The 24,799-nt window shown below is 70.8% G+C and carries 26 protein-coding genes and 1 riboswitch; of the genes, 15 read left to right on the forward strand and 11 right to left on the reverse strand.

Annotated elements, in window-relative coordinates:
- Window positions 1-59 precede the first annotated feature (59 nt).
- Both ABT294_RS30600 and ABT294_RS30605 read right to left on the reverse strand, forming a co-directional pair.
- On the reverse strand, window positions 60-1,076 hold the full coding sequence (locus tag ABT294_RS30600; protein ID WP_350809760.1) for a hemolysin family protein: 1,017 nt from the start codon (window positions 1,074-1,076) through the stop codon (window positions 60-62).
- Complete coding sequence (locus tag ABT294_RS30605; RefSeq protein ID WP_350809761.1) at window positions 1,073-2,419, reverse strand: hemolysin family protein; 1,347 nt, start codon at window positions 2,417-2,419, stop codon at window positions 1,073-1,075. The genes ABT294_RS30600 and ABT294_RS30605 overlap by 4 nt, the downstream gene beginning before the upstream one ends.
- Before the next feature lie 245 nt (window positions 2,420-2,664).
- On the opposite strand from ABT294_RS30605, the gene ABT294_RS30610 reads away from it, so the two are divergent.
- Entirely contained in the window at window positions 2,665-3,903 is a 1,239-nt protein-coding gene (locus tag ABT294_RS30610; RefSeq protein ID WP_350809762.1) for an LCP family protein, read from the forward strand.
- Between the two features lie 77 nt (window positions 3,904-3,980).
- On the opposite strand, the gene ABT294_RS30615 is transcribed toward ABT294_RS30610, so the two are convergent.
- The gene (locus ABT294_RS30615) at window positions 3,981-4,637 is read right to left on the reverse strand and encodes a GOLPH3/VPS74 family protein (RefSeq protein ID WP_350809763.1); all 657 of its coding nucleotides are present in this window, start codon (window positions 4,635-4,637) and stop codon (window positions 3,981-3,983) included.
- A 23-nt stretch (window positions 4,638-4,660) separates the two neighbouring features.
- On the opposite strand from ABT294_RS30615, the gene ABT294_RS30620 reads away from it, so the two are divergent.
- The 5 genes from ABT294_RS30620 to ABT294_RS30640 all read left to right on the forward strand — a co-directional run bounded on the left by ABT294_RS30620 (window position 4,661) and on the right by ABT294_RS30640 (window position 7,965).
- Window positions 4,661-5,266, forward strand: a complete 606-nt coding sequence (locus ABT294_RS30620; protein WP_350809764.1) for a TenA family protein — start codon at window positions 4,661-4,663, stop codon at window positions 5,264-5,266.
- 40 nt (window positions 5,267-5,306) lie between these two features.
- Entirely contained in the window at window positions 5,307-6,185 is an 879-nt protein-coding gene (locus tag ABT294_RS30625) for an Fpg/Nei family DNA glycosylase (protein ID WP_350809765.1), read from the forward strand.
- Window positions 6,186-6,256: 71 nt separating this feature from the next.
- A complete protein-coding gene (locus tag ABT294_RS30630; protein WP_350809766.1) occupies window positions 6,257-6,580 on the forward strand; it encodes a rhodanese-like domain-containing protein in 324 nt (107 codons plus the stop codon).
- 76 nt (window positions 6,581-6,656) lie between these two features.
- Window positions 6,657-6,878 carry a type II toxin-antitoxin system HicB family antitoxin gene (locus ABT294_RS30635; RefSeq protein ID WP_350809767.1) on the forward strand — a complete coding sequence of 74 codons (222 nt, stop codon included), beginning with the start codon at window positions 6,657-6,659 and terminating at the stop codon, window positions 6,876-6,878.
- A 328-nt stretch (window positions 6,879-7,206) separates the two neighbouring features.
- Window positions 7,207-7,965 carry a GNAT family N-acetyltransferase gene (locus ABT294_RS30640; protein WP_350809768.1) on the forward strand — a complete coding sequence of 253 codons (759 nt, stop codon included), beginning with the start codon at window positions 7,207-7,209 and terminating at the stop codon, window positions 7,963-7,965.
- A 71-nt stretch (window positions 7,966-8,036) separates the two neighbouring features.
- Here the strand turns inward: ABT294_RS30640 and ABT294_RS30645 are convergent, their stop codons facing one another.
- On the reverse strand, window positions 8,037-9,026 hold the full coding sequence (locus ABT294_RS30645) for a hypothetical protein (protein WP_350809769.1): 990 nt from the start codon (window positions 9,024-9,026) through the stop codon (window positions 8,037-8,039).
- Window positions 9,027-9,497: 471 nt separating this feature from the next.
- Here ABT294_RS30645 and ABT294_RS30650 point away from each other — a divergent pair, with 471 nt between their 5' ends.
- Complete coding sequence (locus ABT294_RS30650; RefSeq protein ID WP_350809770.1) at window positions 9,498-9,794, forward strand: hypothetical protein; 297 nt, start codon at window positions 9,498-9,500, stop codon at window positions 9,792-9,794.
- A 56-nt stretch (window positions 9,795-9,850) separates the two neighbouring features.
- Here the strand turns inward: ABT294_RS30650 and ABT294_RS30655 are convergent, their stop codons facing one another.
- Window positions 9,851-10,321 carry a DUF2690 domain-containing protein gene (locus ABT294_RS30655; protein ID WP_350809771.1) on the reverse strand — a complete coding sequence of 157 codons (471 nt, stop codon included), beginning with the start codon at window positions 10,319-10,321 and terminating at the stop codon, window positions 9,851-9,853.
- A 238-nt stretch (window positions 10,322-10,559) separates the two neighbouring features.
- Window positions 10,560-10,672: riboswitch (TPP riboswitch) on the forward strand.
- Here ABT294_RS30655 and ABT294_RS30660 point away from each other — a divergent pair.
- Window positions 10,663-11,997 carry a purine-cytosine permease family protein gene (locus ABT294_RS30660; protein ID WP_350809772.1) on the forward strand — a complete coding sequence of 445 codons (1,335 nt, stop codon included), beginning with the start codon at window positions 10,663-10,665 and terminating at the stop codon, window positions 11,995-11,997. It overlaps the preceding riboswitch by 10 nt.
- Here the strand turns inward: ABT294_RS30660 and ABT294_RS30665 are convergent.
- Window positions 11,963-12,535 (reverse strand): methylated-DNA--[protein]-cysteine S-methyltransferase, encoded by a 573-nt coding sequence (locus tag ABT294_RS30665; protein ID WP_350809773.1) that lies wholly within the window; start codon window positions 12,533-12,535, stop codon window positions 11,963-11,965. The two genes, ABT294_RS30660 and ABT294_RS30665, sit on opposite strands and share 35 nt — an antisense overlap.
- A gap of 86 nt (window positions 12,536-12,621) precedes the next feature.
- Between ABT294_RS30665 and ABT294_RS30670 the strand changes: the two genes are divergently transcribed.
- Window positions 12,622-14,490 carry a sensor histidine kinase gene (locus ABT294_RS30670; protein ID WP_350809774.1) on the forward strand — a complete coding sequence of 623 codons (1,869 nt, stop codon included), beginning with the start codon at window positions 12,622-12,624 and terminating at the stop codon, window positions 14,488-14,490.
- 142 nt (window positions 14,491-14,632) lie between these two features.
- Entirely contained in the window at window positions 14,633-15,064 is a 432-nt protein-coding gene (locus ABT294_RS30675; RefSeq protein WP_350809775.1) for an ATP-binding protein, read from the forward strand.
- 9 nt (window positions 15,065-15,073) lie between these two features.
- Here the strand turns inward: ABT294_RS30675 and ABT294_RS30680 are convergent, their stop codons facing one another.
- Genes ABT294_RS30680 through ABT294_RS30690 form a run of 3 tightly spaced genes read right to left on the reverse strand, consistent with a single transcriptional unit; the run spans window position 15,074 to window position 16,160 of the window.
- Window positions 15,074-15,715 (reverse strand): YidC/Oxa1 family membrane protein insertase, encoded by a 642-nt coding sequence (locus tag ABT294_RS30680; RefSeq protein WP_350809776.1) that lies wholly within the window; start codon window positions 15,713-15,715, stop codon window positions 15,074-15,076.
- A gap of 50 nt (window positions 15,716-15,765) precedes the next feature.
- Entirely contained in the window at window positions 15,766-15,990 is a 225-nt protein-coding gene (locus ABT294_RS30685; protein WP_350809777.1) for a DUF6412 domain-containing protein, read from the reverse strand.
- The gene (locus ABT294_RS30690; RefSeq protein ID WP_350809778.1) at window positions 15,987-16,160 is read right to left on the reverse strand and encodes a hypothetical protein; all 174 of its coding nucleotides are present in this window, start codon (window positions 16,158-16,160) and stop codon (window positions 15,987-15,989) included. The genes ABT294_RS30685 and ABT294_RS30690 overlap by 4 nt, the downstream gene beginning before the upstream one ends.
- A 103-nt stretch (window positions 16,161-16,263) precedes the next feature.
- Here ABT294_RS30690 and ABT294_RS30695 point away from each other — a divergent pair, with 103 nt between their 5' ends.
- Together ABT294_RS30695 and ABT294_RS30700 are read left to right on the forward strand one after the other, a co-directional pair.
- Window positions 16,264-16,962, forward strand: coding sequence for a response regulator transcription factor (locus ABT294_RS30695; RefSeq protein WP_350809779.1), 699 nt, complete (start codon window positions 16,264-16,266; stop codon window positions 16,960-16,962).
- A 164-nt stretch (window positions 16,963-17,126) separates the two neighbouring features.
- Window positions 17,127-18,233 carry a sensor histidine kinase gene (locus ABT294_RS30700; RefSeq protein ID WP_350809780.1) on the forward strand — a complete coding sequence of 369 codons (1,107 nt, stop codon included), beginning with the start codon at window positions 17,127-17,129 and terminating at the stop codon, window positions 18,231-18,233.
- Between the two features lie 231 nt (window positions 18,234-18,464).
- On the opposite strand, the gene ABT294_RS30705 is transcribed toward ABT294_RS30700, so the two are convergent.
- A complete protein-coding gene (locus ABT294_RS30705; protein ID WP_350809781.1) occupies window positions 18,465-18,866 on the reverse strand; it encodes a hypothetical protein in 402 nt (133 codons plus the stop codon).
- A 222-nt stretch (window positions 18,867-19,088) separates the two neighbouring features.
- Here ABT294_RS30705 and ABT294_RS30710 point away from each other — a divergent pair, with 222 nt between their 5' ends.
- The 3 genes from ABT294_RS30710 (at window position 19,089) to mptB (ending at window position 22,102) form a co-directional block, all read left to right on the forward strand.
- Window positions 19,089-19,436 (forward strand): STAS domain-containing protein, encoded by a 348-nt coding sequence (locus ABT294_RS30710; RefSeq protein WP_350809782.1) that lies wholly within the window; start codon window positions 19,089-19,091, stop codon window positions 19,434-19,436.
- A 64-nt stretch (window positions 19,437-19,500) separates the two neighbouring features.
- Window positions 19,501-20,223, forward strand: coding sequence for a glycosyltransferase family 2 protein (locus ABT294_RS30715; protein ID WP_350809783.1), 723 nt, complete (start codon window positions 19,501-19,503; stop codon window positions 20,221-20,223).
- Window positions 20,224-20,488: 265 nt separating this feature from the next.
- Window positions 20,489-22,102, forward strand: a complete 1,614-nt coding sequence (gene mptB, locus ABT294_RS30720) for a polyprenol phosphomannose-dependent alpha 1,6 mannosyltransferase MptB (RefSeq protein ID WP_350809784.1) — start codon at window positions 20,489-20,491, stop codon at window positions 22,100-22,102.
- Here mptB and ABT294_RS30725 read toward each other — a convergent pair.
- Window positions 22,002-24,791 (reverse strand): hypothetical protein, encoded by a 2,790-nt coding sequence (locus ABT294_RS30725; RefSeq protein WP_350809785.1) that lies wholly within the window; start codon window positions 24,789-24,791, stop codon window positions 22,002-22,004. The genes mptB and ABT294_RS30725 overlap by 101 nt on opposite strands.
- Window positions 24,792-24,799 lie beyond the last annotated feature (8 nt).

Here is a 24,799-nt window from a genome sequence, read left to right on the forward strand (position 1 = left end):
GCCGTCGCGAAGCCGCCCGGTAGCGGATCGCTACCGGGCGGGCACCGCTCACGAGCGGGTTACGCGGCCTTCGCCCGGGTGTCGAGAAGCTCCCCGAGGAGGTCTGTGAGGCTCACCATGCCGATGACCGCGCCTCCCTGCCCCGTCACCAGCGCGAGGTGGGCGCGGGCCTCCTGGAGGGCCGTCACGGCCTCGGGGACCTGCGTGACGCAGGCCAGCCTCGGCACCGGCCTGGCCAGCTGGCCCGCCGTGGCCCCTGGCTGGAGCAGCGCGTCGCGGGCGTGCAGGACCCCCTTGATGTCGCCCGAGGCGCCGACGAGCAGCCTCAGATGGCCGCTGCGAGCCGCGGCGGCCCTGATCGCGGTGGAGTCAGCCGACGGCGGCACGGAGACGACCTGGGCGATCGGCACCATCAGCCGCTCGATGCCCTCGGCCTCCAGCCGCAGCGCCCTGGTCAGCAGGTCGTGCTCGTCCCTGTCGAGCAGGCCCATCCGTCCGGACTCGCCCACCAGCATGGCGAGCTGGCGTGGGGTCCTGGTGGTGGCCAGCTCGTCGCGCGGACGCACGCCGAACAGGCGCAGGATGAGGTTGGTCAGCCCGTTCAGCGCCGACAGCAGCGGGCGCATCAGCCAGGTGAAGCCGCGGAAGGGCAGCGTCAGCAGCATCGCGGCCCGCTCCGGATGGGTCAGCGCCCACGACTTGGGCGCCATCTCGCCGACCACCATGTGCAGGAACGTCACCAGCGCCAGCGCGATGGTCAGCGCGATCGGCATCCGCAGCGACTCCGGCACGCCGATGAGGGCGAAGACGGGCTCCAGGTACTCCTCGATCGCGGGCTCGGTGACCAGGCCCAGCCCCAGCGTGCAGAGCGTGATGCCGAGCTGGGCGCCTGCGAGCATCAGCGACAGCTGCCTGCCGCCGCCCACAGCCGACTTGGCGGCGATCCTGACGAGACGGTTGCCCCCCGACGCCATCTCCTCCAGACGGTGCCGTTTGGAGGACACGAAGGCGAACTCCGCGGCCACGAACAGGGCGTTGAAGGCCAGCAGCGCGAGGCTGAGCAGGATCAACGTCATCGGGCCACCTCCGCGTGCTGGGCCGGCGCCACCCGCACCCATTCGGGGACGCGCCGGTTGAGCGACAGCACGGTCAGCTCGGCCAGGTGCTCGTCGTCGTCCTCGGTGAACGGGTCGGTCTCCGGCTGGGTGGGCACGGTGATCGTGTCGCCCGGTTCCGGCATCCGTCCGAGCTTGGCCAGCACCAGGCCGGCCAGCGTGTCGTAGTCGTCGCTCTCCGGCAGCGCGACGCCGGTGGCGCGCTCGACCTCGTCCAGCCTGAGCGAGCCGGGAACCTCCCATACGCCGCCGGGCTGCTCCACGGCGCCCGCCGGCTCGGGGTCGTTCTCGTCGACCAGCTCGCCGACCAGCTCCTCCGCCAGGTCCTCGACGGTGACGACGCCCGCCAGGCCGCCGTACTCGTCCATGACGCAGGCGATGTCGTCGCCGGCGGTGCGCATCCGGTCGAGGACGCCGGGCAGCGGCACCGAGTCGGGCACCAGCACCGCGGGCCTGGTGATGTCGCGGACCAGGCCGCTGTCGCGTCCGGACGAGATCAGCTCACGCACGCCCGTCACGCCCACGACGTCGCCGTCGGCGCCCAGCACCGGGTAGCGCGAGTGCCCGCACTCGCGCATGGCCTCGACCAGGTCGGAGATCGACTGAGACTCGCGCAGGACGACCACGCGCGGGCGCGGGACCATGATCTCCTCGGCGGTGCGGTCGCCGAACTCCAGCGCCCGTTCCAGCAGCTCGGACAGGCGTGGCGGCAGCTCGCCCGCCTGGGTGGACTCGGCGATGATCCGCGAGAGCTCCTCGGGGGTCGCGCCGTGCTCCACCTCCTCGACGGGCTCGACGCCGACGAGCCTGAGCACGCCGGTGGCGGCCGAGTCGAACAGGCGGATCACCGGCCCCACGACGGCCAGGTAGACCAGCGTCGAGCGGGCCAGGAACTTGGCCACCGGCTCTGGCCTGGCGATGCCGAGGTTCTTGGGCGCGAGCTCGCCGAGGACCATCTGCACGGCCGTCGCGACGAAGATGCCGATGGCCACCGACAGCCCGGTGATCATCGCGTCCGGCAGGCCCAGGTCGGCCAGCCAGGGCTGTACGATCGCCGCGATCGCCGGTTCGGCCAGGAAGCCCACCATCAGCGCGGTCACCGTGATGCCGAGTTGGGCACCGGAAAGCATGAAGGAGAGGCGAGCTGTCACCTTGAGGGCGTTAGCGGCGGAGGTGTCGCCGGCAGCGGCCTGCTCGCGCAGGACCCCTCGGTCGGCGGCCACGAAGGCGAACTCCTGCGCGACGAAGTAGCCGGTCGCCGCGGTGAGGAGGAAGAGGGCAAGCAGCCCGAGATAAGCGCTCACCGGGGTGAACTCTCAGAGGAACCCGTGCTCGTGCACGGGCGACTACTCCATGGGTCCGGAGCGGACACGATCGTCCTTTCGCTAGATGTATCCACAACGCTAACGACCGAGCATGGCGTCAATGTTTCCGGTGTGACTCTCCGCGTGTTCTGTGTACGTTTCCGTAGGAAAACCTTGGTGACAGTTCTGCACTTGTAGGGGGTTGGACGTAGCGTCTATGGCAATCGATGGGAAAGAAGAGCCAAGTGTCTGACGAGGACCGGACGCGAGCCATGCGCTCGCCAGGCGACGGCCGCCCGCTGCCCGACAACGGGCCGCGGTTGCGCGGCGGGTCCGGCGCGCCCGCACACCAGATCCCGGGAGCGACGCAGAAGATGCCCGCCGCGGCTCCGGCCGCCGATACCGACATGCCGAGGAGCAGTTCGCGCGTGTACGGCAGAGAGCGCGCGGGCAACAGCCCGGTCAGGCCGCTCAGACACCGGGACGAGGATGAGCCGTCCTCCCAGGGGCCCAGACCGCCGCGCAGGCGGGTGAAGGGCCGCACCATCCTGATGATCATCGCGGGTGTGGTGGCGGTGCTGCTGGTCGCGAGCGTCGGCCTGGTCTTCTGGATCAATTCCAAGCTGACCGGGATCGAGGGCGTCCTCGAGGACTACCCCGGCCGCATCGCCGACACCCCCGGCACCAACTGGCTGCTCGTCGGCTCTGACAGCCGCAAGGGCCTGTCGGCGGCCGACCGCAGGAAGCTCGCCACCGGCAAGGCCGCCGGCCAGCGCACCGACTCGATGATGCTGCTCCACATCCCGGCGGGCAGCGACAAGCCGACCCTGGTCAGCCTGCCGCGCGACTCGGCGGTCACCATCCCTGGCAAGGGGCGCAACAAGCTCAACGCCGCCTACGCCATCGGCGGGCCCAAGCTGCTGGTGCAGACCGTCGAGACCGTCACGGGCGTCCGGATCGACGACTACATGGAGATCGGCTTCGCCGGGTTCGTCGGCATCGTCGACGCGGTCGGCGGCGTGGAGATCGACGTCCGGGCCGCCGTCGACGACCCCAAGGCCGGGCTCAAGCTCAAGAAGGGCAAGCAGGTACTGAACGGCGCCCAGGCCCTCGGCTACGTCCGTACCCGCAAGGGCGGGGCGCTGCCCGACTTCGAGCGGACCAAGCGGCAGCGGCAGTTCCTCGGCGCGGTCGTGAAGAAGGCGGCCAGCCCGGGTGTCCTGATCAACCCCTTCACCTCGATCCCGCTGGCGATGAGCGCCACCGAGGCGGTCACCGTCGACGACGACACGAACGCGTTCGACATGCTCTCGCTGGGCCTGGCCATGGGCGACAGCCCGGTGACCACGGTGGTGCCGTTCGGCGGCAACGAGATCGCGGGCGGCGGCAGCGCGGTCAAGTGGGACAGGGAGAAGGCGCTCGCCCTGTTCAACGCCCTCAAGGAGGACCGTCCGGTGCCGCAGGACATCATCGACGGCAACTGACGCGGCGGCTTGGAGCGGGTCAGCTGCTGGAGACGGTGGCCTGGTCGGTCAGCCGCTGGAGGTGGTGGCTTGGGCGGTCAGCCGCTGGAGGAGGCGGCGACGCCGATCGCGGCCGAGGTGACGGCGATCATGGCGGCCGAGTTGATGGCCGCGATGGTCTTGGCCACCGCGTCGGCCGCCCAGGCGCCCTCGGCGATCTCCTTGACGCGCTCCTTGCTCGCTCCCGGGAACGCCTTGCGGTCGAGCTTGGCCGCGTACGCGATCGCGATGAGCACGGCGGTGCGCGCGTCGGGGTCCGCGCCCGCCAGCACGCTCGACACCCGCTCCCTGACCTCGGCCTCGACCCTCCCGTCTGCCTCCGGCCAGCGGGAGGTGGGGAAGACGCCGAGCACCTTGCCGCGCTGCTCCGCCAGCACGCCCGCGTCGGCGAGCCTGGTCAGCAGCCGTCTGCGGAGCTTGGTGGAGTGCAGTTTCTGCACCCACCACGCGGGCCTGCGCTCCTTGCCGTCGGCGGCCATGCGGGCCAGCGCGGTGTCGAGCTCGTCGTCGCCGAGCGGGGTGGGGTCCGTGACGGAGAGCTTCTTGTCGGTCAGCTGGATCCGGTCGTTGACGGCCAGTTCCGCCAGGATCGCCCCGCCGAGCGCGGGATCGAGCTGGGTGGAGCCGATGAGCTGCTTGCCGTCGTCCTCGCTGTAGGCCAGCAGGAGCAGTTCCTCCGCGATCGTCACACTCATTCTTCGACACTAGCCTGCCGTCCATGGATATCTCCGAGAGGTTGCACGCGATCGGACGCCCGCTGCTGGAGGCGCAGCTCGCGCATCCCACAGTGGTGGGGATCGGGCGGGGGGATCTGCCGGAGCCGGTGTTCCGGTCGTGGCTGGAGCAGGACTACCTGTTCCTGCACGACTACGTGCGGGTGTTCGCCCGGCTGGCCTGGCAGGCGCCCAACGCGCACCTGGGCGACCTGGTCGATCTGGCGCACACCACCTTCCACGACGAGCTGGACCTGCACAGGTCGCTGTCGGCCCGGTTCGGGGCCGATCTGGACGGCGCCGCCAAGGGGCCCGCGTGCGCGGCGTACACGTCCTTCCTGCTGGAGGCGGCGGCCTCGTACGGGGAGGGGCTGGCGGCCCTCTATCCCTGCATGTGGGGGTATTCGATGCTCGGCAGGAAGCTGGCGGAGAACCCGCCCACCGAGCCGCGCTACCGGGCCTGGGTCGACACCTACGCCGATCCCGGGTTCGCCGCCCTCGCCGCCCGGATCGCCGAGATGATCGACGAGGCCGGCCCCGACCCGGCGCGGGCGGAGGCGCTGTTCACCGAGGGCATGGCGCACGAGCTGGCGTTCTGGGACGTGCCCTGACAGTCCACAGGCTGTGGACGGCGCCACGTACCCTGGTGGCATGCCGGAGCTTCCCGAAGTGGAATCGCTCACCGGGTTCCTGCGCGAGCAGGCGGTGGGCCGCACCATCCTGGGCGTGGACGTGGTCGCGATCCAGGCGCTCAAGACGTTCGACCCGCCGGTCACCGCGCTCGGCGGGCTGACCGTCACGGGCGTGTCGAGGCACGGCAAGTTCCTCGACCTCGACTGCGACGGGGTGCACCTGGTCATCCACCTGGCCCGCGCGGGGTGGCTGCGCTGGCGCGAGGACCTGTCGGGGGCGAAGCCGGTCCGTCCGGGCAAGGGGCCGCTCGCGGTCAGGGTGCGGCTGGCTCCGGACGACGAGGGCCGCGCGCCGGGCTTCGAGCTGACCGAGGCGGGGACGCAGAAGCGCCTAGCCGTCTACGTCACGAAAAATCCGGATGAGGTGCCCGGCATCGCCGCCCTCGGCCCCGACCCGCTCGACGAGTCCTTCACCCCGGCGGCGCTCAAGAGCATCGTCAGCGGCAACCGCGCCCAGATCAAGGGCTTGCTGCGCGACCAGAAGGTCATCGCGGGCATCGGCAACGCCTACTCCGACGAGGTGCTGCACGCCGCTAGGATGTCGCCGTTCAAGATCGCATCCACGCTGACCGACGCGCAGATCGCCGACCTGCACGAGGCCATCATCACCACGCTGCGCGAGGCGGTCGAGCGGGCGCACGGCCTGGCGGCCAAGGACCTCAAGGCCGAGAAGAAGTCCGGCCTGCGCGTCCACAACCGCACCGGCCAGCCGTGCGACGTCTGCGGCGACACGATCCGCGAGGTCTCCTTCGCCGACTCGTCGCTGCAGTACTGCCCCACCTGCCAGACGGGCGGCAAGCCCCTCGCGGACCGCCGGCTGTCGCGGCTGCTCAAGTAGCGCAGGTTGGAGCGCCGTCCGATTGCCGCAGCCCGTCCCGTCCACCACGCGCGACAGGCGATGATGGAGGCATGACGGTTCCCGAGATCGCAGCGTGCGACGTCCCCGCCGACGGCTTCCTGCTGGACGTGCGCGAACAGGGGGAGTGGGTGGCAGGGCACGCTCCCGAGGCGGTGCACATCCCGATGACGGAGATCCAGGGGCGGGTCGAGGAGGTCCCCGCCGACCAGACCGTCTACGTGGTCTGCCGGGTCGGCGGCAGGTCGCAGCAGGTGGCCGCGTGGCTCAACCACCTCGGCCGCGACGCGGTCAACGTCGGGGGCGGCATGCAGTCGTGGGAGGGCGCGCAGCGTCCCATGGTCAGCGAGACCGGCCAGCCCCCGTTCGTGGCCTGAAAGCCAGGGGCCGCGTGGCTGGAGCGCGCTGGTGGATTCCGGGGGGCTCTCGGGTTCGCTGGCGTAGGCTGGTCGCATGAGCCAGACCGTGCGGTTGACCGCGACCGTGACCCCGGATGACGAGGGCTGGTATGTCGCTCGGTGCCTCCAGGTCGAGGTCACCAGCCAGGGCCGAACCGTTGACGAGGCACTGGCCAATCTCCGGGAAGCTCTTGAGCTGTTCTACGAGGATGAGCCCATTCCGGAAGCGGAGCAGCAACCCATCGTGGCTCCGATCGAGATCCGGCTGTCGGCGTGAGCCCTCGTCAGTTTCCGGTCTGCTCGGGGGCTCAGGTGGTCCGAGCATTGGAGAAATGCGGCTTCGAGGTGGTCAGCGTCAAGGGAAGCCATGGCAAGCTTCGACAGGTCGGCGAGTAAGAGACGCGCACGGCCATCGTGCCGCTTCACGACAGTATGGCCGTGGGCACGCTAGCCTCCATCGTTCGGCAGGCCGGGATCACGGCTGAGCGGCTTCGGGAACTCCTTTGAGCGCTCGACGTGATGATGAGGCTGGGTGTGGCCACTGGTAGCGGCCTCGGTCTGAAAACCGGTTGCCCGGCGCCGGTACGCGGTGCTGGGGTGGGCCGGTGAACCGAGATGAGGTGCTGGCGGCCTTCGACCGCCAGGTGCGGGCAGGGCAGGGCGAGCGGGCAGGTCGCGTGGTGCGCGCGGCAGCCGAGGGCGGCTGGAACGGCGTGCTCTGGTCTGATCTGGACGAGTCCACCGCCGACGCGGCGATAGCGGAACAGGTGCGGCATTTCACCTCCCTGAACCGCGCGTTCGAGTGGAAGCTGTACGCCCACGACCGCCCGGACGACCTGGCGAAACGCCTGCTGGCGGCCGGCTTCACGGCGGAGCCGGAGGAGTCCCTGATGGTCGCCCGGGTCGGCGACGTGCCCACGGACGCCCGGCCGCCCGAGGGCGTGCACCTGCGTCCCGTCGAGGACGAGGCCGGCGTGGATCTGCTGATGGACGCCCACGACCGGGCGTTCGGCGAGTCGGCCCCGGGGCTCAGGGAGGAGCTGCTCGCCCGGCTCGCCGAGCGGCCGGAGTCCCTCGCGGCGGTCGTCGCGATGGCCGGTGACGTGCCGGTGAGCGGGGCCAGGGTCGAGCTGGAACCCAGCGTCGACTTCGCCGGGCTCTGGGGTGGCGGCACCGTGGCGGCCTGGCGCGGGCGGGGCGTCTACCGGGCGCTGATCGCGTACCGTGCCCGCATCGCGGCCGAGCGCGGCTACCGCTACCTCCAGGTCGACGCGTCCAGCGAGAGCCGTCCGATCCTGCTGCGGCTCGGGTTCGCGCAGCTGACCACCACCACCCCGTACATGTACCGGCCTCTGGTGTCCTGAAGATCTTGGTCGCCCCTTCAGATCAAGGAGCGGCCTGGGCCGGCCTTCCGCTTCGACCCTCCGGGGCGGGATCAACGGCGGACGTGGAGGGAGGGTTTCTCGTCGTCCCCGCAGCCCGCCCTCCCGGCCAGCAGGAGACGGGAGGGGGCGGGGACACGAGTGATCGTGAAGCCGTCACCGCAGACCCCGCCGGCGACGCCGCGGTAGTCGCGGGTCCATCGTCGTCCGTTGTAGTGCAGCAACGTGACCCGCGTGGGTTCATCGTCGCCGCCGTACTCGACACCGGCCACCCACACGTCGTCAGCGGCGAAGGCGGTGACGCTCTGCAGCGTCACCTTCCACCGGGGCAGCTTGATCTTCTTCCAGGAGGTTCCATTCCAGTGCAGGACCAGCGGTCCGCCCGGACCGTCCTGGTCGCAGGCCCACCGGGTGCCGGTCTCGCCCACCGCCCACACGTCGGACGGGCCGTTCTGCCAGATATGCCGCAACGAGCCGCGTCCCAGCCAGGGCAGCCTCATCTGCGTCGGCGCGCCACCGGGGGACGCGCTGTGCCAGATCGCCGGGTGCGAGTCCGTGCATCGGCCGCTGGACGACATGCCCGCGATCCAGATGTGCCCCGCTCCGGCGTCCACGGCGTTGAACCTGCCTCCACGCCGATACTCCCGTCTGCTGAAACGCCTGCCGTTCCAGGTCAACAGGATGGGCGAGCTGATCGCACCCGCGGACTCCAGGCCGCGCAGCCCGATCAGAGCCGCTCGCCGGCCGTCCACGGCGACGTCGGTCAGTCGGTCGGTCAGCCAATGATCCTTGCGGTCTTTGAAGGACGTGTGCAGGTCCCAGGCGTCTTTGAAGGGCGTGTGTATCTCCCAGTTTCGGCCGTCCCAGCGCAAGGCCATGGGGAACCGTTTGAGATCCGGGCCGTCTTCACCCATGGCATCGACGCTGCCGACGACCCAGGCGTTGCCGGAGTCGTCGGCGTCCACTGCTCTCAACTCCGAGCTGAGCGCGCCGGAGATGCGACCCCAGATGTTCTGCTCGGCCCGCCATCGCAGGCCGTCCATGCGCACCAGAACTCCCCGGGGAGACTCGTCCTCCGCGCCGGCGTGATGACCGACCGCCCAGGCGGTGTCTGGACCCGTCGCCGCCACATCGTTCAGAGCGGTGGCGTACTGCTCACCGTCCGGCTCCACCGACTGCCATTCAGGCGTCGAAACCAGAGAGGCCGTCGGGGACGACTGCGGTGCCGCGCTCGACGCGGACGTCTTCGGTTGGCCTGCTGAAGCCGGCGGGCCGACCACCGGTGATGGTTCGGCCGTGCACGCCGCCAGCCCGAGCACGCAAGCGATCACTACCGTTCGGCTACGCGTGATCTTCATGCCGACGGATTGTGGCAGAGCCTCAGCTTTCTGGGCGGCGGGGCAATAGTGCCCACAGGGCCGGGAGCGATCGAGGACCGGGGGAGGGCCCGGCAGCGAACTATGGTGGATGGAGAGAGCGCATCAAGCCGAATCGGAGTTCCGGGGGAGGCTGCGATGAGGGAGCACTTCGTCTGGGTGACGACGCGCCGCATCAAGCCGGGCACGTTGGAGGAGTTCGAAAGGGCGTGGCGCCCGAGCCCGTACCCGCAGGGTCTGCGCCACGCCTACGCGTACTGGTCCGAGGACGAGCAGGAGATCACCGGGGTGTCGTTGTGGGACACCAAGGAAGAGTGCGACTCCTGGCGGACCTCCGAGGCCGAGACGCGTCGACGTGAGGCCATGGCCCCCTACGTCGTCGCGGAGCGGGAAGGCTTCTACCGCGGCCGCGAGCTCGCCGTCCCCGTACGGTAGCCGCGGTGCGGCCGGTCCCACCCGAACCGCCGCGGGCGTGAAAGGCCGGGTAGGGCTTACCGGGCAGTCCCGGGGCACGCCATCGCGGTCTTCCCGTGCCCGGAGTCCTTCACGGTGCGGCCGGTTGACGCCTCGGCCCAGGCGTACACGCATCTCCCGGAGGCCACCGCCAACATCGGCCCCCAGTGCCGTCCGCCCTTGCCCGCCGTATACCTGCGGTAGGACGTCTTCCCCTTCTCCTTGAGATCGGTGGCGAGCAGGATGGCGCCGGTCGCCTCCGGGGAAACCTTGATCACGCCCCAGGCCGCCTTACAGGTGCGCGACCACATGAGCGTGACGTCGCCGACGTCCTCGTTGTTGACGTAGGTGAGCAGGTCCGCTGTCTTGATCACGCGGGAGGAGCGGGCGCAGCCCGTCTTGTACGGGTCCTTGCCGGTGTAGTCGACCGCGGTCGCGCCGGCGGGGGTGCTCGCGAGGAGCGTGGTCGAGGCGGCGAGCAATGCGGTGGCGAGGATTCGGATCGTCACGCGGGCGACTCCTTGGCTGGGGCTGTTGAAGATCATCGGAGCCTAACCGGATCAGGCGTCACATTTCGGAGATCGCGGAAAATGCCGACATCTGGTCCCACTGGCCGACGACGTGCCCAGCACCGTGTCCTTCGGCGAACGTCCAACCGAGCAACCGGGGAGTAGCCGGGGCGGGGTAGTTGAATGCGGGCGAATAGTGCATCATGGGGGCGCGAGCTGGGATGATCCCGGCTTTGCGACCAACCCCCGCGGGAGCTTGGGGCAACCAGGCTGAGAGGGCAGCTACCGCTGCTGCCGACCGCATGAACCTGTCCGGGTAATGCCGGCGTAGGGAGTGTGCGATGACGCATGGCGTCAACGAAGTTCCGCTGACCCTCGACGAGGCTCCCCCGAAGACTCTCGGCGTGCTCGACCAGGGCGCGCTCTGGGCCAACCTCGGGGTCAGCCTCCTCGGCTTCTCCGGCGCGCTGTTCCTGCTCGACCCGCTCCAGGGCACGCCGCTCAGCCTCACCGCGGCGCTCGTGGCGACGGTCGTCGGCAGCCTGATCGGCACGGCCATGGTGGGCCTGGCGGCGGTGCCGGGCACGCAGACGGGCCGGCCCGCGATGGTGCTGCTCCGCGGCCTGTTCGGGACGCGGATCTCCTACGTCCCGACCGTGCTGAACATCGTCCAGATGCTCGGCTGGGGGGCGTTCGAGCTGTGGGTGATCGCCAAGGCCGCCACGGCGATCTTCGGGACCGCCGTGCCCTACCAGGTGTGGGTGATCGCCGCGGGCGTGCTGACCACCGCGCTGACGATCTGGCCGCTCGGCGCGATCAGGCTGCTGCGTAGGTACGTCACGGCCGGCGTGATCGTGGCGCTGGTCTGGTTCGCCGTGGTCTTCCTGAGCAAGGCGCAGCCGCAGACCGGCGGGTCCTGGACGGCCTTCGCCCCTGCCGTCGACTACGTGATCGCGCTGTCGGTCTCGTGGGTGCCGATGGCGGCCGACTTCGCCAGGCACTCCCGCTCCAGCCGCGCCGCGTTCACCGGCGTGGTCGGCGGCTACACCCTGGCCCAGGTGGCCTGCCTCGGCCTCGGTGTCTACGCGGTGGCCATCGCCGGGGCCGGCGCGGTCTTCCAGGACAGCACCGCCGTCTTCGAGCCGTTCATCGCGGCGCCGCTCGGCGCGCTCTTCTTCGGCATCCTGGTGCTACGCGAGACCGACCAGTCCTTCGCCAACGTCTACTCGACCACCATCTCCCTGCAGAACCTCATGCCCAGGGTGGACCGGCGGATCTTCTCCACCGCCATCGGCGTGATCACGGTCGCCATCGCCCTGGTCGTGGACGTGACCTCGTACGGGGCGTTCCTGGGCGTGATCGGCGCCGTCTTCGTGCCGATGTTCGCGGTGCTCGCCGTCGACTACTTCCTGCTCGGCGGCTCGACCTGGTGGAACACCGCCGAGGACGCCCCTGCGCGGTGGTCCATGGTGGCGCCCTGGGCGCTCGGCTTCGTCGCCTACTGGCTGACCACCTCGACCCCCACCGTGAAGGGGTGGGACGCGTTCTGGGTGTCGGCGCGCGAGGCCATCGGCTTCACCAGGCAGCCCTGGATGAACGGGGCGCTCGGCGCGGCGGTGGTGGCCGCGCTCGTGACGCTGCTCATCGGGCTGCTGAGGCGCGCCGCTCGACGTTGAGCAGGTGCTGCTTGGCGGCCACGCCCCCCGCGTAGTCGCCGAGCCCGCCGTCGGCGTGCACGACCCGGTGGCACGGCACGATCACGCAGACGGGGTTGGCGCCGAGCGCGTTGCCGACCGCGCGCAGCGCGCGCGGCCTGCCGATGCGCTCGCCGATCTCCTCCAGGGTCGTGGTCGTGCCGTACGGCACCGCCATCGTCTTCTGCAGGACCGTACGCGCGAAGGGCGTGGCCAGCGCCAGATCGACCGGCGTGGCGAAGGTGCGCAGCCGACCCGAGAAGTACGCGTCGAGCTCCCTGCGCACCGGGTCGAGCCTGCCGGGATCGGGGCCGACGAACGTACCGACATGCCGGATGATCTGCTCGAACACCCGGTCCTCCGGCTCGAAGCTGCACGCCGCGAGGCCCTTGCCCGTCACGGCCAGCACCAGCCTGCCGACGGCGCCGTCGTAGGTGCCGAGCGCGATGTCGGGTGGCGCCTCTCCGCGATAGGTGGAGGAGGTAACCCGCAACAGGGCATCGAGGTCATTGCTCGACATACCCTCACCCTCCTCGGAAAGCCGTGACCGCAGCGTATCGGACGGATCGCCCGTCGGCGGCACGACGCCACAGGCACTATGGAGGTGTGGGGGACTACAGGGCCAGTAGTGACCAGGAAACGGCAAGTGCGGTACTCGCCAGTTCGCCCAACGCGGTGGTCGCGCTCGACAGGGACCAGACCGTCCTCGTCTGGAACCTCGCCGCGGAGCGGCTCTTCGGCTGGACCGCCGAGGAGGTGCTCGGCCGCAGGGTGCCGATCGTCCCGGGCGAGCTGACGGCGGAGCACAACGCGGTGCTCGAACGCGTGCGGACGGGCGGGCAGGTGTCGCTGCGCACCAAGCGGGTCCGGAGCGACGGCACCGTGCTCGACCTGCGGGTCGACATCAGCGCGCTGCGGCAGGGCAGCTCGGTGGCGGGGTACGTGTGCGTCCACCACCTGGCCGAGGCCGACGAGGCCGCCGGGCAGCGCATGGCTCGCCGCGCCCGGCTGGTGCGCAGGCTCACGGACGTGGTGGGCGACATCAACGCCGAGCTGGAGCTGCCGGCGGTTCTCGACCGCATCTCCGCCAGCCTGACCGAGCTGACCGGCGCCGACGCGGGCGGCTTCGTGCTCATCGAGGGCGACCTGCTCCGGCTGGTCAGCACGTACCAGCTGCCCGACTCTCTCAGAGGCACCGTCACGGACCTGCACACGAGCCTGGTCGGCAAGCTCTTACGCACGGGCAAGACCGTCATGCTGGAGTCGCAGGGGCTCGACGAGCTGGTGTGGGCCGAGCTGAGCGGCCTGCACACGATCGCGCTCGGCCTGGCCGCCGTCGGCGGCCGACCCTACGGGGCGCTGTACGCGCTGTTCGCCAGGCGCAAACCGGGCCACGTGGAGCTGGAACTGCTGGAGCTGCTCGCCGGGCATGCGGGCATCGCCGTCGGCAACGCGATGGCCTACCAGGACGCGGTCCGGCAGCGCGCACACGAGCGGGCGATCTTCGACGCCAGCGCCGACGGCATCGCCGTGCTCGACGGAGCCGGGCGGGTGCTGCGCTGGAACCCCGCCGCGGCCGAGATCACCGCCATGTCCGCCGACTCCGTGATCGGCGGGCGCCCGCCCTTCCCCGTGCCGGACCCGGGCGAGAAGCTGACCTTCCAGCTCGACACCGGCCGCTGGCTGGACGTCGTCAGCGCGCGCATCGAGGAGACGGGCGAGCTCGTCGTCGACTTCCGGGACGTGTCCACGGCCAAGGCGCTGGAGGAGGCCAAGGACCTGTTCCTGGCCACCACCAGCCACGAGCTGCGGACCCCGATCACGATCGTGCGCGGGTTCGCGAGCACGCTCGCCTCGCGCTGGGACAAGCTGAGCGACGACGAGCGGCGCTCGGCCGTCCACACGATCGCCGAGCGGTCCAGGTCGCTCGCGCAGCTCATGGACCACCTGCTGCTCGGCGCCCGCGCGGGTGCGGAGGAGCCGGCCGTGCGGGTGGAGACGTTCGACCTGGCGGAGCGGATCAGCGCGGCCACGCTCGGCCTGCCCGTGCTGTCCGACAGGCACCGGGTGGAGGTGCGGGTCCCCGACGGCCTGCCGCTCGTGCGGGGCGACGCGCTGGCGACCGACATCGTCCTCGGGCAGCTCCTGGAGAACGCGTTCAAGTACTCGCCTGAGGGCGGGCTGATCGGCGTCCAGGCGTGGGCGGAGGACGGCACGGTGATCGTGGTGGTCGACGACGAGGGCGTCGGCATCGCCGCGCGCGACCGTGAGCGGATCTTCGATCGGTTCGTCCAGGCCGACAGCGGCGACCGCAGGAGGTTCGGCGGCGTCGGGCTCGGCCTCTACATCGTGCGCAGCCTCGCCAGGGCCCAGGGCGGGGACGTGAGCGCGCATCCGCGCCCCGGAGGGGGCACCAGGATGAGGCTCGTCATGGGCCGTGCTCCCACTATCGGATCCGACACACCGATGCGGTAACGAGGTGGTCACGGATGCGCTGATCTATCGTCCAATGTGTACAAGCTGTGATCGAGATGCGGTTTCTGGGATTGAGTAACGGGGCATTTCGGTCGTACCGGGGTGTGTTCCCACGGGGGGCACTGGGAGCGGGGAGGTGGGTGTGTCAAGCGTGGTGCTGCTGCCGTACGCGCCGTCCAGTGTCGCCGTCGCCCGCCAGCGTCTAAGTACTGACCTGCAGGATTGCGGGGTTTTCGCCTCAGCGATCGACGATGCCGTCCTCGTGGTGAGCGAGCTGCTGAGCAACGCCCTGAGGCACGCGCATCCGCTGCCCTCGGGGATGGTCAGGGTGGCCTGGCTGCGAAGCGAAGATCATGTAGAGGTGGCGGTGAGCGATGGCGGTGCGGCGACCGAGCCGCGCGCGTCCCGCCCCACTCTGTCCTCCCTCGGCGGACGAGGGCTGGGCATCGTCGAGTACGTCGCGGAGAGCTGGGGAGTCCGCCACGAAGGCGACACCACCACGGTGTGGGCGATCCTGCCCGCCCCCAACGGAAAGATGAACGGGCAGGTCCACGCCCTGAGAGAGGCCGGGTAGCCGACGGTCTCAGAGTGGCCGGGCGGCGAGTACGGCCCGCTCCCCGGCCGTCCACGCCGTGGAGACCAGCAGGTAGAGCGCGGCCGCCAGCGGGAGCACCGTCGCGGCCAGCACGGCACCGAACGGAGCCAGCGGCAGCAGCCTCCGCACGAGCTCCGGCTGCTCCTCGGAAACCTTGATCCTGCGGGACGCGAGCCAGGCCACGACCGCGATCAGCGCGATGACCACCGCGAAGACCAAAACCGGCCAGCTGACCAGACCGAAATTAGCGACGACGCCCGCGACCTGCTGGCCGAGCGGAGCGCCGAAGAGCTGGTGCCCGGCCAGCGCCGTGGGATGCGTGGCCACCCGGAAGATCAGCCACATGAACGGCGCCTGCGCCAGCCCGGGAAGGATCCCGGCGAAGGGCGAACTGCCCTCCTTCGCGTAGAGCGCCGACATCTCCTTGGACAGCCGCTCCGGATTGCGTCCGTACCGCTTCTGCAGCTCTCGCAACTTGGGAGCCAGCCGCTCCTTGACGCGGGCGGCACGCGCCTGCCTGACGCCGAGCGGCAGCAGCAGGACCCGGACGGTCAGGGTGAACAGCACGATGCCGAGGGCGGCGTTGCCGCCCGACATGCCGATGACGAACGTGACGAGAGAATCGATCATGAGCCCTTCGATCAGGAGATGGGATCGGGGCTCGTGCGCGGAGCCCCGCTTCAGCCGGAAGCGGGGCGCGGTGACGGGGCTCTCGGACGCGGCCTCCCGGCCGCGTCGGGGTCACGCTGACGCTGGAACGCCGTACGCCTGGCGTAGACCAGCGGAAAACCGGGCCGCGCCGAGCCGCTCACAGGCAGCAAGGTCGCGGCCCACGTGGCCAGCAGCAGGATCGCCACCATGGTGACGCCCACCAGCCACGGGTCGAACAGGAACAGCGTCGTCACTGCGACGAGGACGACTTACCGACCACGGTGACCGCGATGAACACGAGCAGCGCGACCACTCCGATGACCAGTGCGATCTTCAACAGCCCCACGACCATGGGGAGGATGAAGTTGAACAACACGAACAGCGCCAGAAGGGCGCCGATAACGAGCATGACTACTCGACCCATGTGCCCACCGTACGTCCTGCGGACATGATCCGCGAGGCTTACGAACCAATGACGTCGGTGTCGGTTTCGCTTCCCCCGTCAGGGCCCGCCGTACGGTGAGAAGGTGAACACCCGCATCCTGGTGGTCGACGACGATCCGACCGTGGCGGAGGTCGTCGCGCGGTACCTGGAACGCGACGGACACGAGGTCGAGTGCGTGGGCGACGGCGCCGAGGCGCTGCGCCGCGCGCTGGCCCGGCCGCCCGACCTGATGGTGCTCGACCTGATGCTGCCGAAGATCGACGGCCTCCAGGTGTGCAAGAAGCTCAGGGAACGCTGGCCGGTGCCGGTGATCATGCTGACGGCGCTCGGCGAGGAGATCGACCGCGTGGTCGGCCTGGAGACCGGCGCCGACGACTACGTGACCAAGCCGTTCAGCCCGCGCGAGCTGGCGCTGCGGGTCCAGTCCGTGCTGCGCCGCGCCAGGGGCGCGTCGGTGACGGGCGGCACGGGCGTGCTGCGCGACGGCGACCTGGTGGTGGACGTGGGCGCGCACGAGGTACGGCTGCGCGACGGCGAGGTGATGCTGACCGCCCGCGAGTTCGACCTGCTCGCCTACCTGATGCGCAACCCCAGGCAGGCCTTCAGCCGGTCGGCGCTGCTGAACCAGGTGTGGGGGTGGTCGTTCGGCGACTCGTCCACCGTGACCGTGCACGTCAGGCGGCTGCGGGAGAAGATCGAACCGGACCCGACCGAACCGCGGCGGATCGTCACGGTCTGGGGGGTCGGGTACCGGTACGAGCCGCTGGATACAGAGCCATGACCGCCGTGGCCGGACTCGCGGCTGCTGGATTCATGTCTGCTGGGTTCGGGACCGCTGGGTTCGGGACCGCTGGGTTCGCGATCGCTGGGTTCGCTCCCGCTGGGGACGGGGCCGCTTGGGGTGGGTTCGCTTTGGGTGGGTTCGCGTCCGCCGGAGACGGAGGTGTGGCCGCGCGCGCCGCGATGGACGACCTCGGGATGATCATCGCGGTCACCGCGGGCCTGGGGCTGGTCGTGGCGATCCTGGGCGTGGCGGTGATGTGGTGGCTCCGCACCCGGTCCATCGGGGTCATGCTCGCGATCGTCATGGTGGTGGCGATCGCCGCGACGCTCGCGGGGGTGGTGGCGATCACGCTGAAGATGATCATCGACGGCCCCGTGCGGGACATCGTGCTCAGCGTGGTCGCCGTCGGCGGCCTGGTCGGGCTCGGGGTCGCGTACGTCCTGGCCAGACGGGTGGTGGGGGAGAGCAGGCGGCTCGTCGCCGCGGTGCGCGACCTGCCCTTCACCGCGCCACGCGGCCTGCCCGCCGAGCTCCAGACGATCGCCAACACCTTGGAGGAGGCGTACGCCAGGGAACGCGCCCTGGAAGGCGCCCGCCGTGAGCTCGTCGCCTGGGTCAGCCACGACCTGCGCACCCCGCTCGCCGGGATGCGGGCCATGGCCGAGGCGCTCGAAGACGGCGTCGTCGCCGACCCGCACACCGTCGCCCGCTACCACGCCCAGATCAAGCTGGAGGTGGAACGCCTGTCGGCCATGGTGGACGACCTGTTCGAGCTCTCCAGGATCCACGCGGGCGCCCTCCGTCTCTCCCCGGCCAAGATCGGCCTGGCGGACCTGGTCGCCGACACCCTCGCGGGGGCCGAGCCGCTGGCCCGCGCCAAGGGCGTGCGCCTCTCGGCGGAGGCGGCCGAGGCGGTTCCCGTCACGGCCGACGCGGGCGCCCTGAGCCGTGCCCTCGGGAATCTCGTCGTCAACGCCATCAGGCACACGCCCTCGGACCGGACCGTCGTCCTCCGGGCGGCGGTGGACGCGGGCATGGCCTGCCTGTCGGTCACCGACTGCTGTGGAGGGATCCCCGAAGAGGACCTTCCCCGGGTGTTCGACGTCGCCTTCAGGGGTGAAACGGCCCGCACCCCCACCCCGGACGGCGGCGCCGGCCTCGGCCTGGCCATCGCCCAGGGCATCGTCGAGGCGCATGACGGCGTCATCGGCGTGGTCAATGACGGCCCCGGTTGCCGCTTCGAAATCCGCCTCCCCTTGGTGACCTGACGTCCCGCCGTGCCACGTGGCCCCAGCCCGACCACGCCGCCGCTCCTCACCCGGCCGCGCAAGGAGGCCCGCCCGGCTCGACGCCGTCCCGCCCGGCTGCGCGAGGACGCCCGCCCGGCTCGACGCCGTCCCACTCGGCCACGTGAGGACGCGTGCCCAGTTTGACGCGGCTTCCGGCGCAGCCGCGCGTGGCCCCCTCACCTGGCCGCGCGAGGGCGCTCAGCCGTCCAGTCAGAGCGACTCCGAGAGGGAGGTGTCGCGGGCGGTGCTGAACGACTCCGACATCGCACGAAATGTCGGGCACGGCCACCGCCACATGCAGCTCCGGCACCGCAGGATCGGATGCGCGGAGTCGCTGGTGATGCCGCCGGCGTCGCGGGGCTGGTGGAGGTCGAGCAGCCGCAACCCGAGCTCGGCGAACGTCAGCAGGTCGTCGCGGGCGCCGGCGAGGAAGTCGAGGTCCTCCCTGGCCAGCCGGGTGTGGACGGGAACGTAGCCCTCGTGGTTCACCAGCTCGCGAAGCCGCCCGGCCTCGTCGTGCCACGAGGCGGCCTTCCCCGTGCGGATGAGAATGGCCTCCAGCCTCTCGCGGAGCTGCTGACGCTGGGGATCTTCAGGGTGTTCTCTGTTCATCGATGCGCGGGCCCGTGCTCTCGCCCCGCCCCTCCCTCTGGATGAAGTGGCGACCGGGTGCGGAGGTTTCCGGGCCTCCCCCTTGCCGGCCTGGCCGGTGTCACGCTGTCAAGCTTCGCGTACTCTCCGTTTCCGTGGAGCCTAAACGGGGGACAAAAACCTGACCTTCGCCTATCGGCGAGAGAACGTGACCGGAGGCCGTCGCGCCGCTAGCCTGCCCATGTGGAGCTCAAGGTCTCGACTCGATCACATGCCGGCCATGCACTCGTTGCGATCGCCGGTGAAATCGACCTCTATACGGCACCCCATCTGCAGGCGGAGTTCACTCGGCTGTTGCAGGACGGGCCCAGCCGCGTGGTCATCGACATGTCCGCCGTGGATTTCTGTGACTCCACGGGGATGAACGTGCTGCTCTCAGCACTCAAACGGATCAAGGAGCAGGGCGGCGTCCTCGACATGGCCGCGCCCCGCCCCGCCGTACGCAAGATCCTGCAGGTCACCGGGCTGGACTCGGTGTTCACCGTGCACGACGAGGTGCCGCAGGAGTTCCTTATCTCCGACAAGTCATGACACCACCTATCCGAAGCAGCGAACGGCCGACAGCCAAGGCCGTTCGCGGAACAGGCGAGCAACGGTGAGCGATGTAGCGGTCATCATCCCCGCCAAGGACGAGGCCGATCGCATCGGCCCCACCGTGACCAGCGCCCTCGCCCTGCCCGGCGTGGACCTCGTCGTGGTCGTCGATGACGGCTCGACGGACCAGACGGGCAGGGTCGCGAGGGCCGCGGGCGCCAGGGTGGTACGCCACAGCCGCAACAGAGGCAAGGCGGCCGCCATGGAGAGCGGCGCGGAAGCCGTCCGACTCCTCGATCCCGACACCCCCCGCCACCTGCTCTTCCTCGACGCCGACCTGGGCGAGACGGCCAAGGCGGCAGCCGCCCTCATCGAGCCGATCCGCTCCGGTGCGGCCGACATGTCCATCGCGCTGTTCGCGACCCGGGTGAAGCTGGGGGGCCACGGCATGGTCGTCCGCCTCTCCAGGGACGGCATCCGCCGGGCTACGGGCTTCACCGCGTCCCAGCCCCTGAACGGCCAGCGCTGCCTGACACGCGACGCCTTCGAGGCGGCCCGCCCGCTCGCGCACGGCTTCGGCGTGGAGACCGGTCTGACGATCGACCTGCTGCGCAAGGGGTTCCGAGTGGTGGAGGTCGAGGTGGAGATGGCCCACAGGGCCACCGGAACCGACTGGCGCGCCCAACTGCACCGCGCCAGACAGTTGCGGGACGTGGCCCTCGCTCTGGCGACCCGCGAGCCCCTAATCACCCAAAACCTCAACAAACTCCGCCCCAATCGGTAGCCAGTCGCGGCCCAAGTAACACCCCTCCTTCTTCAACCCAAACCCCACCAACACCCCCCACCAACGATCGCCCCACAAACCAGCTTGGCCACGGCACTCTCTCGAAGCCTGCCCACCTCCCGAACAACCCCCACCCACCACGTCGCGGCGCCTCCTCGCGACCGCCCCTGGCCCCGGGAGCGACCCCCTTGGCCGAGGGGCGCTCGTTATCCACAGGCCCCCCTGCTGAGGTTTGACGAGCAGCTGAGTGTGCTGGAATTTGCGGGTGACTTCGGAGAAGCGGCACGGAGGGGCGCCCGACTGGCTCGCCAGGGCGGCAGTGGCAGCGATCGGCGTCTCGATCCTGCTGACCATCACGATCGGCCTCCTCGGCCCGTCGGCCGCGGTCCCCGCGCTGAGCGGCCCAGCCTGGCAACCGCCGTACTCCCTGACCGCACACGCGGCCCCGCACCTGGTCGTCGCGCTCGCCGCGGCCGCGATCATCATCGGCGCCTTCGGCCTGCTCGCCGCCCTGGCGGCGACCAGTGCGTCGGTGCCCGCCTCCGATGGCGCCCAGATCGACCTCACGTCGAAGGCGACGGCGCATGGTCCGTCCGGCGCCGGCCGCACACCAGTGGTGTCACAGCGGCGCGAGCGGGCCCGGAGCGGCCCTTGGCGGCCGAGCGCCCGGGTCCTCGTGCTCATCGGATGCGTTGCAGCAGGTGTGCTCGCCTTCCTGCCCCCCTCGGGCTCCGGCGATCACCTCAACTACGCCGCCTACGGTCGCATGGTGACGCTCGGCCTCAACCCGTACACCACCGGCGCGGCCGACATGCCGGGCGATCCCATCGCCGACGCGGTGGAAGCCCCATGGCGTGAAGAGCCGACCGTCTACGGCCCCGTGGCGACGGCCGTGCAAGCCCTGGCCAGCTGGGTCGGCGGCGACTCGCTCCGGCTGACCATCTTCGTGCTCGCCCTGGTCAACGCCGCCGCCTTCATCGCCACGGGTCTGCTGATCGACCGTTTCACCAGAGACGATCCCGCGAACCGCCTGAGGGCCGCGCTGCTGTGGACCGCCAACCCGCTCCTGCTCTACCAGCTGGTCGCGGGAATGCACGTCGACACCCTGACCATCGCCTGTATGGTGGCGGCCCTCGTGGCCAGGGCGCGTCCGATCCGATCCGGCGCCCTGCTCGGCCTGGGCGTCGCGATAAAGATCAACGCCGGAATCGTCGCGCTGGGGCCGGCCTGGGAGCTGCGGCGGCGACCAGGCCGCCTGGCCCTGATGGCAGGCACCGCCCTGGCGGTGGTGGTCGTCGGCTACGCGATCGCCGGTCCGGAGGCGATCGGCCCCGTGAGCCGCACCAGCAAGTCGATCTCGCTCGCCTCGTTCTGGAGGCTGGTCCAGGGCTGGCTGCAGTCGATCGTCGGCAAGGGCAGTGCCTACCGGGCGGAGATCCAGATCGGCTCCCTGCTCGTCCTGGTCCTGGTGGCCTGGGTCCTGTTCCGCCTCGCCTCACGTGCGACTGCTGCCGCCACGGCTCGCGCCGAGCTCGATGCGCCGCTCGTCGCGGCTGTGCTGGTCGTCGCGTATCTCTTCGCGACGCCGTACGCACTGCCCTGGTACGACGGGCTGGCGTTCGGGGTGCTGCCGCTCGTGGCGGCCTCCGGGCTCAACCGGTCCACGCTGTCCATGCTCGACCGGTTTGTCGTGCTGCACCTGCTCGTGCTGTCGCTCGGCTACCTCCCGGCGCGAGTCCGCGTGCTGCCGGAGGACCTCGGGTGGCTCACGACCGTCGTCAGGTCTCAGGTCGTTCCGTGGACGCTGCTGGCGCTGACCGTGGCTCTGGTGTGGTGGGCCTGGAGAGCTGGAGGGCGCGTACACAGGCAGCGAGCGTGAGCGGCACCGCCACGGTGAGCGCCATGGCGGGGATGGCGATGCCCGAGTCGTTGATGAGGAATCCGATGAAGGCGCTGGTGAGGGCGCCGAACAGGCCCGCGCGCAGCGCTGGGGCGAGCTTGTAGGCCTGCCCGAGCGCCGACGCCCCCCAGCGCGAAGGGCGGTCCAGCACCAGGAAGAGGAAGGCCAGCGCCACCAGAGAGAGGAGGGTCAGCGACCAGTTCCCGATGGTGACGCCGACCATGGCGCTGAACTTGCGGCCGACGACGGTCCAGGCCTGGCCGTCGATGATCTGCTGCACGAAGGTGCCGAGGTGGGTGCGTTGCGTGTCCGGACGCAGCCAGTCGAACACCGCGATCGCGCCGATCAGCACGGCGCCCGCCACCGCCACCAGCAGCAGCTTCACCACCGAGACCCGACGACCGGAGAGCAGGATGAGGAACACCGCCAAGCCGACCACGAAGGCCGGAACGCCGCCGAAGTCCGCGCCCCACGACGGCCATCCGTCGGCGAACACCGCCAGGCCGCCGTACAAGGTGCACACCAGCAGCACGAGGAGCCGCGACGTGCCCTTACCGAGCAGCCACTGGGCCACTCCCGCCAGGCCGAGGACGGTGCCGGTCGCGTAGATGGCGAAGGCGATGTTGCTGAAGCCGTAGAACCGTCCACCGGTGACGGGCTCGTACCCGGTGACGGCGTTCACCTGGAGCGTCGAGCCGGTCATCACGTCGACGAGCAGGGCGAACGAGGTGATGAGCGCTACCACGGTGAGCGGTCCGAGCACGTGCGCCCGCCACGGGCCCGCGAACGCCAGGGCGGTGATCAGTCCGGCGGTGCCGAGAATCGTCACGATCACGGCGAGCATCGGCGCGGGCAGGCTCCACCAGGGCACCAACTGCGCGAGGAACGTGGAGATCGCGATGGCGCCGCTGAGCACGGCCACGACCTGCACGGCGACCAGCAGCCCGGACGCGCTCGCCAGCTTGCCCCCGTCCGTATCGGCGCCGGAGCCTGCCGAGGAGCCCAGGAGCGAGGTCCCGGCGGTCCTCTCCGTGGAGGCGGCTGGGCTACTGGCGGGAGCTTCCGTCGCCGAGGAGGGCGACGGGGCTGCTTCCCCGTCAGGCGTGGGGGCTTGGGGTGTGGATGTGGTGGAGCCTTCGGCGGGGGTGTTGGCTGACGTGGAGCGGCGGCGGCGGAGGGCCAGGGCGGCGAAGGCGTAGAAGAGGAGCTGGACCGTCACGAAGACGGCGAAGAACGGGCCGCGGACGTCGCGGAGGACCTGGCTGGCGAGGTCCATGTCCGACAGTTCCGTCACCGTGTCGGCGGGGGTGGCCGGGGCCGAGCCGTCGTTGAGCCAGGCGCGGCCGACCACGGCACGGGGAGCGTCCAGGCCCAGGAGCTGGATCGTGGTGGCGGTCAGGTCGGTGATCGTGACGAGCGCGTCCTGGCGGGTGGAGGTGGCGGTGAGGTAGCCGTGCCAATACGGTCCGCCCGCTGGGGAGGGGCCGGTGGCGATCGCGACGTGCAGGTGCGCGGCCGGGGTGATGTCCGAGACTCCGGCCACCAGGATCGTGGTGTCTGACGGCAGTTTGCCGAGGAGGGCGCCGACGCGGCGGTCCGCTTGGGCGGCGGCTGCCTGCCTGGTGGATGGCGAGAGAGAGGTCGGGACACCGTACTCGTCGAGCGGCTGGCGGGACCAGGCGGTGGCGAGGTCGCCCGCGTCCAGGACGATCAGGTTGTAGGGGGTGAGGTCGGTCAGGGAGTCTGGGCTGTCGGCGTATTTGGCGATATTTCCGGCCTTGTCGGCGGCGGCGAGCGCGGCACCGGGGCCGATCGCGGCCACCTTGCCGCCCGCGTCCGTCACGAGCTGGCCGAGGGTGCCGAGCTGGGCGTCGTAGCCGGTGCCGCCCTGGTACGCGGCCAGCTGGGCCCAGCCGGGAACGGCCGCGCCCTCGCCGTTCGGCTGGGGAGTGGGGGCAGAGGGGCAGCCTCTGCCCGCCGTGCCGGCTCGCTGGCCCGCCGACACTGTGAGCCAACCGGCCACGGGGCAGGTGACGCTCCGGTCGGGGGGCGGCACGGCCCTGGTCGAGAGGGAGGCGGACGCGCCCCCGGTGACGAGCTTCCACAGGTTCGGGGTGCGCGACCGGTCCAGGTCGCTCCACTCCAGCCCCGGGACACCGATCAGCGCGACACGTCCCCGCGCGGTCGCCCCGACCCGGGCACCCTGCCCGAGGGAGGCGACCGGAGTGACGCGGCCGCCCGTCGCCGTGCTGAGGAGGGTGATCGGTGTGGTGTGGTCGCCCGACGTGGTGGTTCCGGTCGGGCCGGTGTGCCTGCCGGTCTCGGTGGCCGTGTGGGCGTGCCCAGCCGTCGCCGCGCTGGCTGGGAGCGTGCCGGTGAGCGTCACCAGGCCGAGGCCCAGCGCCAGCGCGGCCATCGCCCGCCCGGCCAGCCGCCCCCGCCCGGCCAGCCGCCCCCGCCCGGCCAGCCGCCCCCGCGTGGCCAGCCGCTCTCGCGCGGGTGCTGGCTGTGCGTGGCCTTCGTGCGAGGCGAGAGGCGAGGGCAGAGAGTGCGGGGTGAGAGGCGAGGGCGCGTAGCGCGCGGTGAGACGTCGGGGAAGAGAGCGGAAGGCGGGACGTGAGGGGCGAGCGGGCGGGTTTGCGGGCTCGCCGACGGTGACCCCTGGCATGTCCGAAC

The organism is Nonomuraea sp. NPDC000554 (assembly GCF_040300065.1).
GTDB lineage: Bacteria > Actinomycetota > Actinomycetes > Streptosporangiales > Streptosporangiaceae > Nonomuraea.

Bases quoted from the DNA above. Each gene is read 5' to 3' on its own strand.
- ABT294_RS30600 (WP_350809760.1), bottom strand. From the start codon at position 1,076: ATGACGTTGATCCTGCTCAGCCTCGCGCTGCTGGCCTTCAACGCCCTG.
- ABT294_RS30615 (WP_350809763.1), bottom strand. From the start codon at position 4,637: ATGAGTGTGACGATCGCGGAGGAACTGCTCCTGCTGGCCTACAGCGAG.
- ABT294_RS30620 (WP_350809764.1), top strand. From the start codon at position 4,661: ATGGATATCTCCGAGAGGTTGCACGCGATCGGACGCCCGCTGCTGGAG.
- ABT294_RS30625 (WP_350809765.1), top strand. From the start codon at position 5,307: ATGCCGGAGCTTCCCGAAGTGGAATCGCTCACCGGGTTCCTGCGCGAG.
- ABT294_RS30630 (WP_350809766.1), top strand. From the start codon at position 6,257: ATGACGGTTCCCGAGATCGCAGCGTGCGACGTCCCCGCCGACGGCTTC.
- ABT294_RS30635 (WP_350809767.1), top strand. From the start codon at position 6,657: ATGAGCCAGACCGTGCGGTTGACCGCGACCGTGACCCCGGATGACGAG.
- ABT294_RS30645 (WP_350809769.1), bottom strand. From the start codon at position 9,026: ATGGACGGCCTGCGATGGCGGGCCGAGCAGAACATCTGGGGTCGCATC.
- ABT294_RS30650 (WP_350809770.1), top strand. From the start codon at position 9,498: ATGAGGGAGCACTTCGTCTGGGTGACGACGCGCCGCATCAAGCCGGGC.
- ABT294_RS30660 (WP_350809772.1), top strand. From the start codon at position 10,663: ATGACGCATGGCGTCAACGAAGTTCCGCTGACCCTCGACGAGGCTCCC.
- ABT294_RS30665 (WP_350809773.1), bottom strand. From the start codon at position 12,535: ATGTCGAGCAATGACCTCGATGCCCTGTTGCGGGTTACCTCCTCCACC.
- ABT294_RS30680 (WP_350809776.1), bottom strand. From the start codon at position 15,715: ATGATCGATTCTCTCGTCACGTTCGTCATCGGCATGTCGGGCGGCAAC.
- ABT294_RS30690 (WP_350809778.1), bottom strand. From the start codon at position 16,160: ATGGGTCGAGTAGTCATGCTCGTTATCGGCGCCCTTCTGGCGCTGTTC.
- ABT294_RS30705 (WP_350809781.1), bottom strand. From the start codon at position 18,866: ATGAACAGAGAACACCCTGAAGATCCCCAGCGTCAGCAGCTCCGCGAG.
- ABT294_RS30725 (WP_350809785.1), bottom strand. From the start codon at position 24,791: ATGCCAGGGGTCACCGTCGGCGAGCCCGCAAACCCGCCCGCTCGCCCC.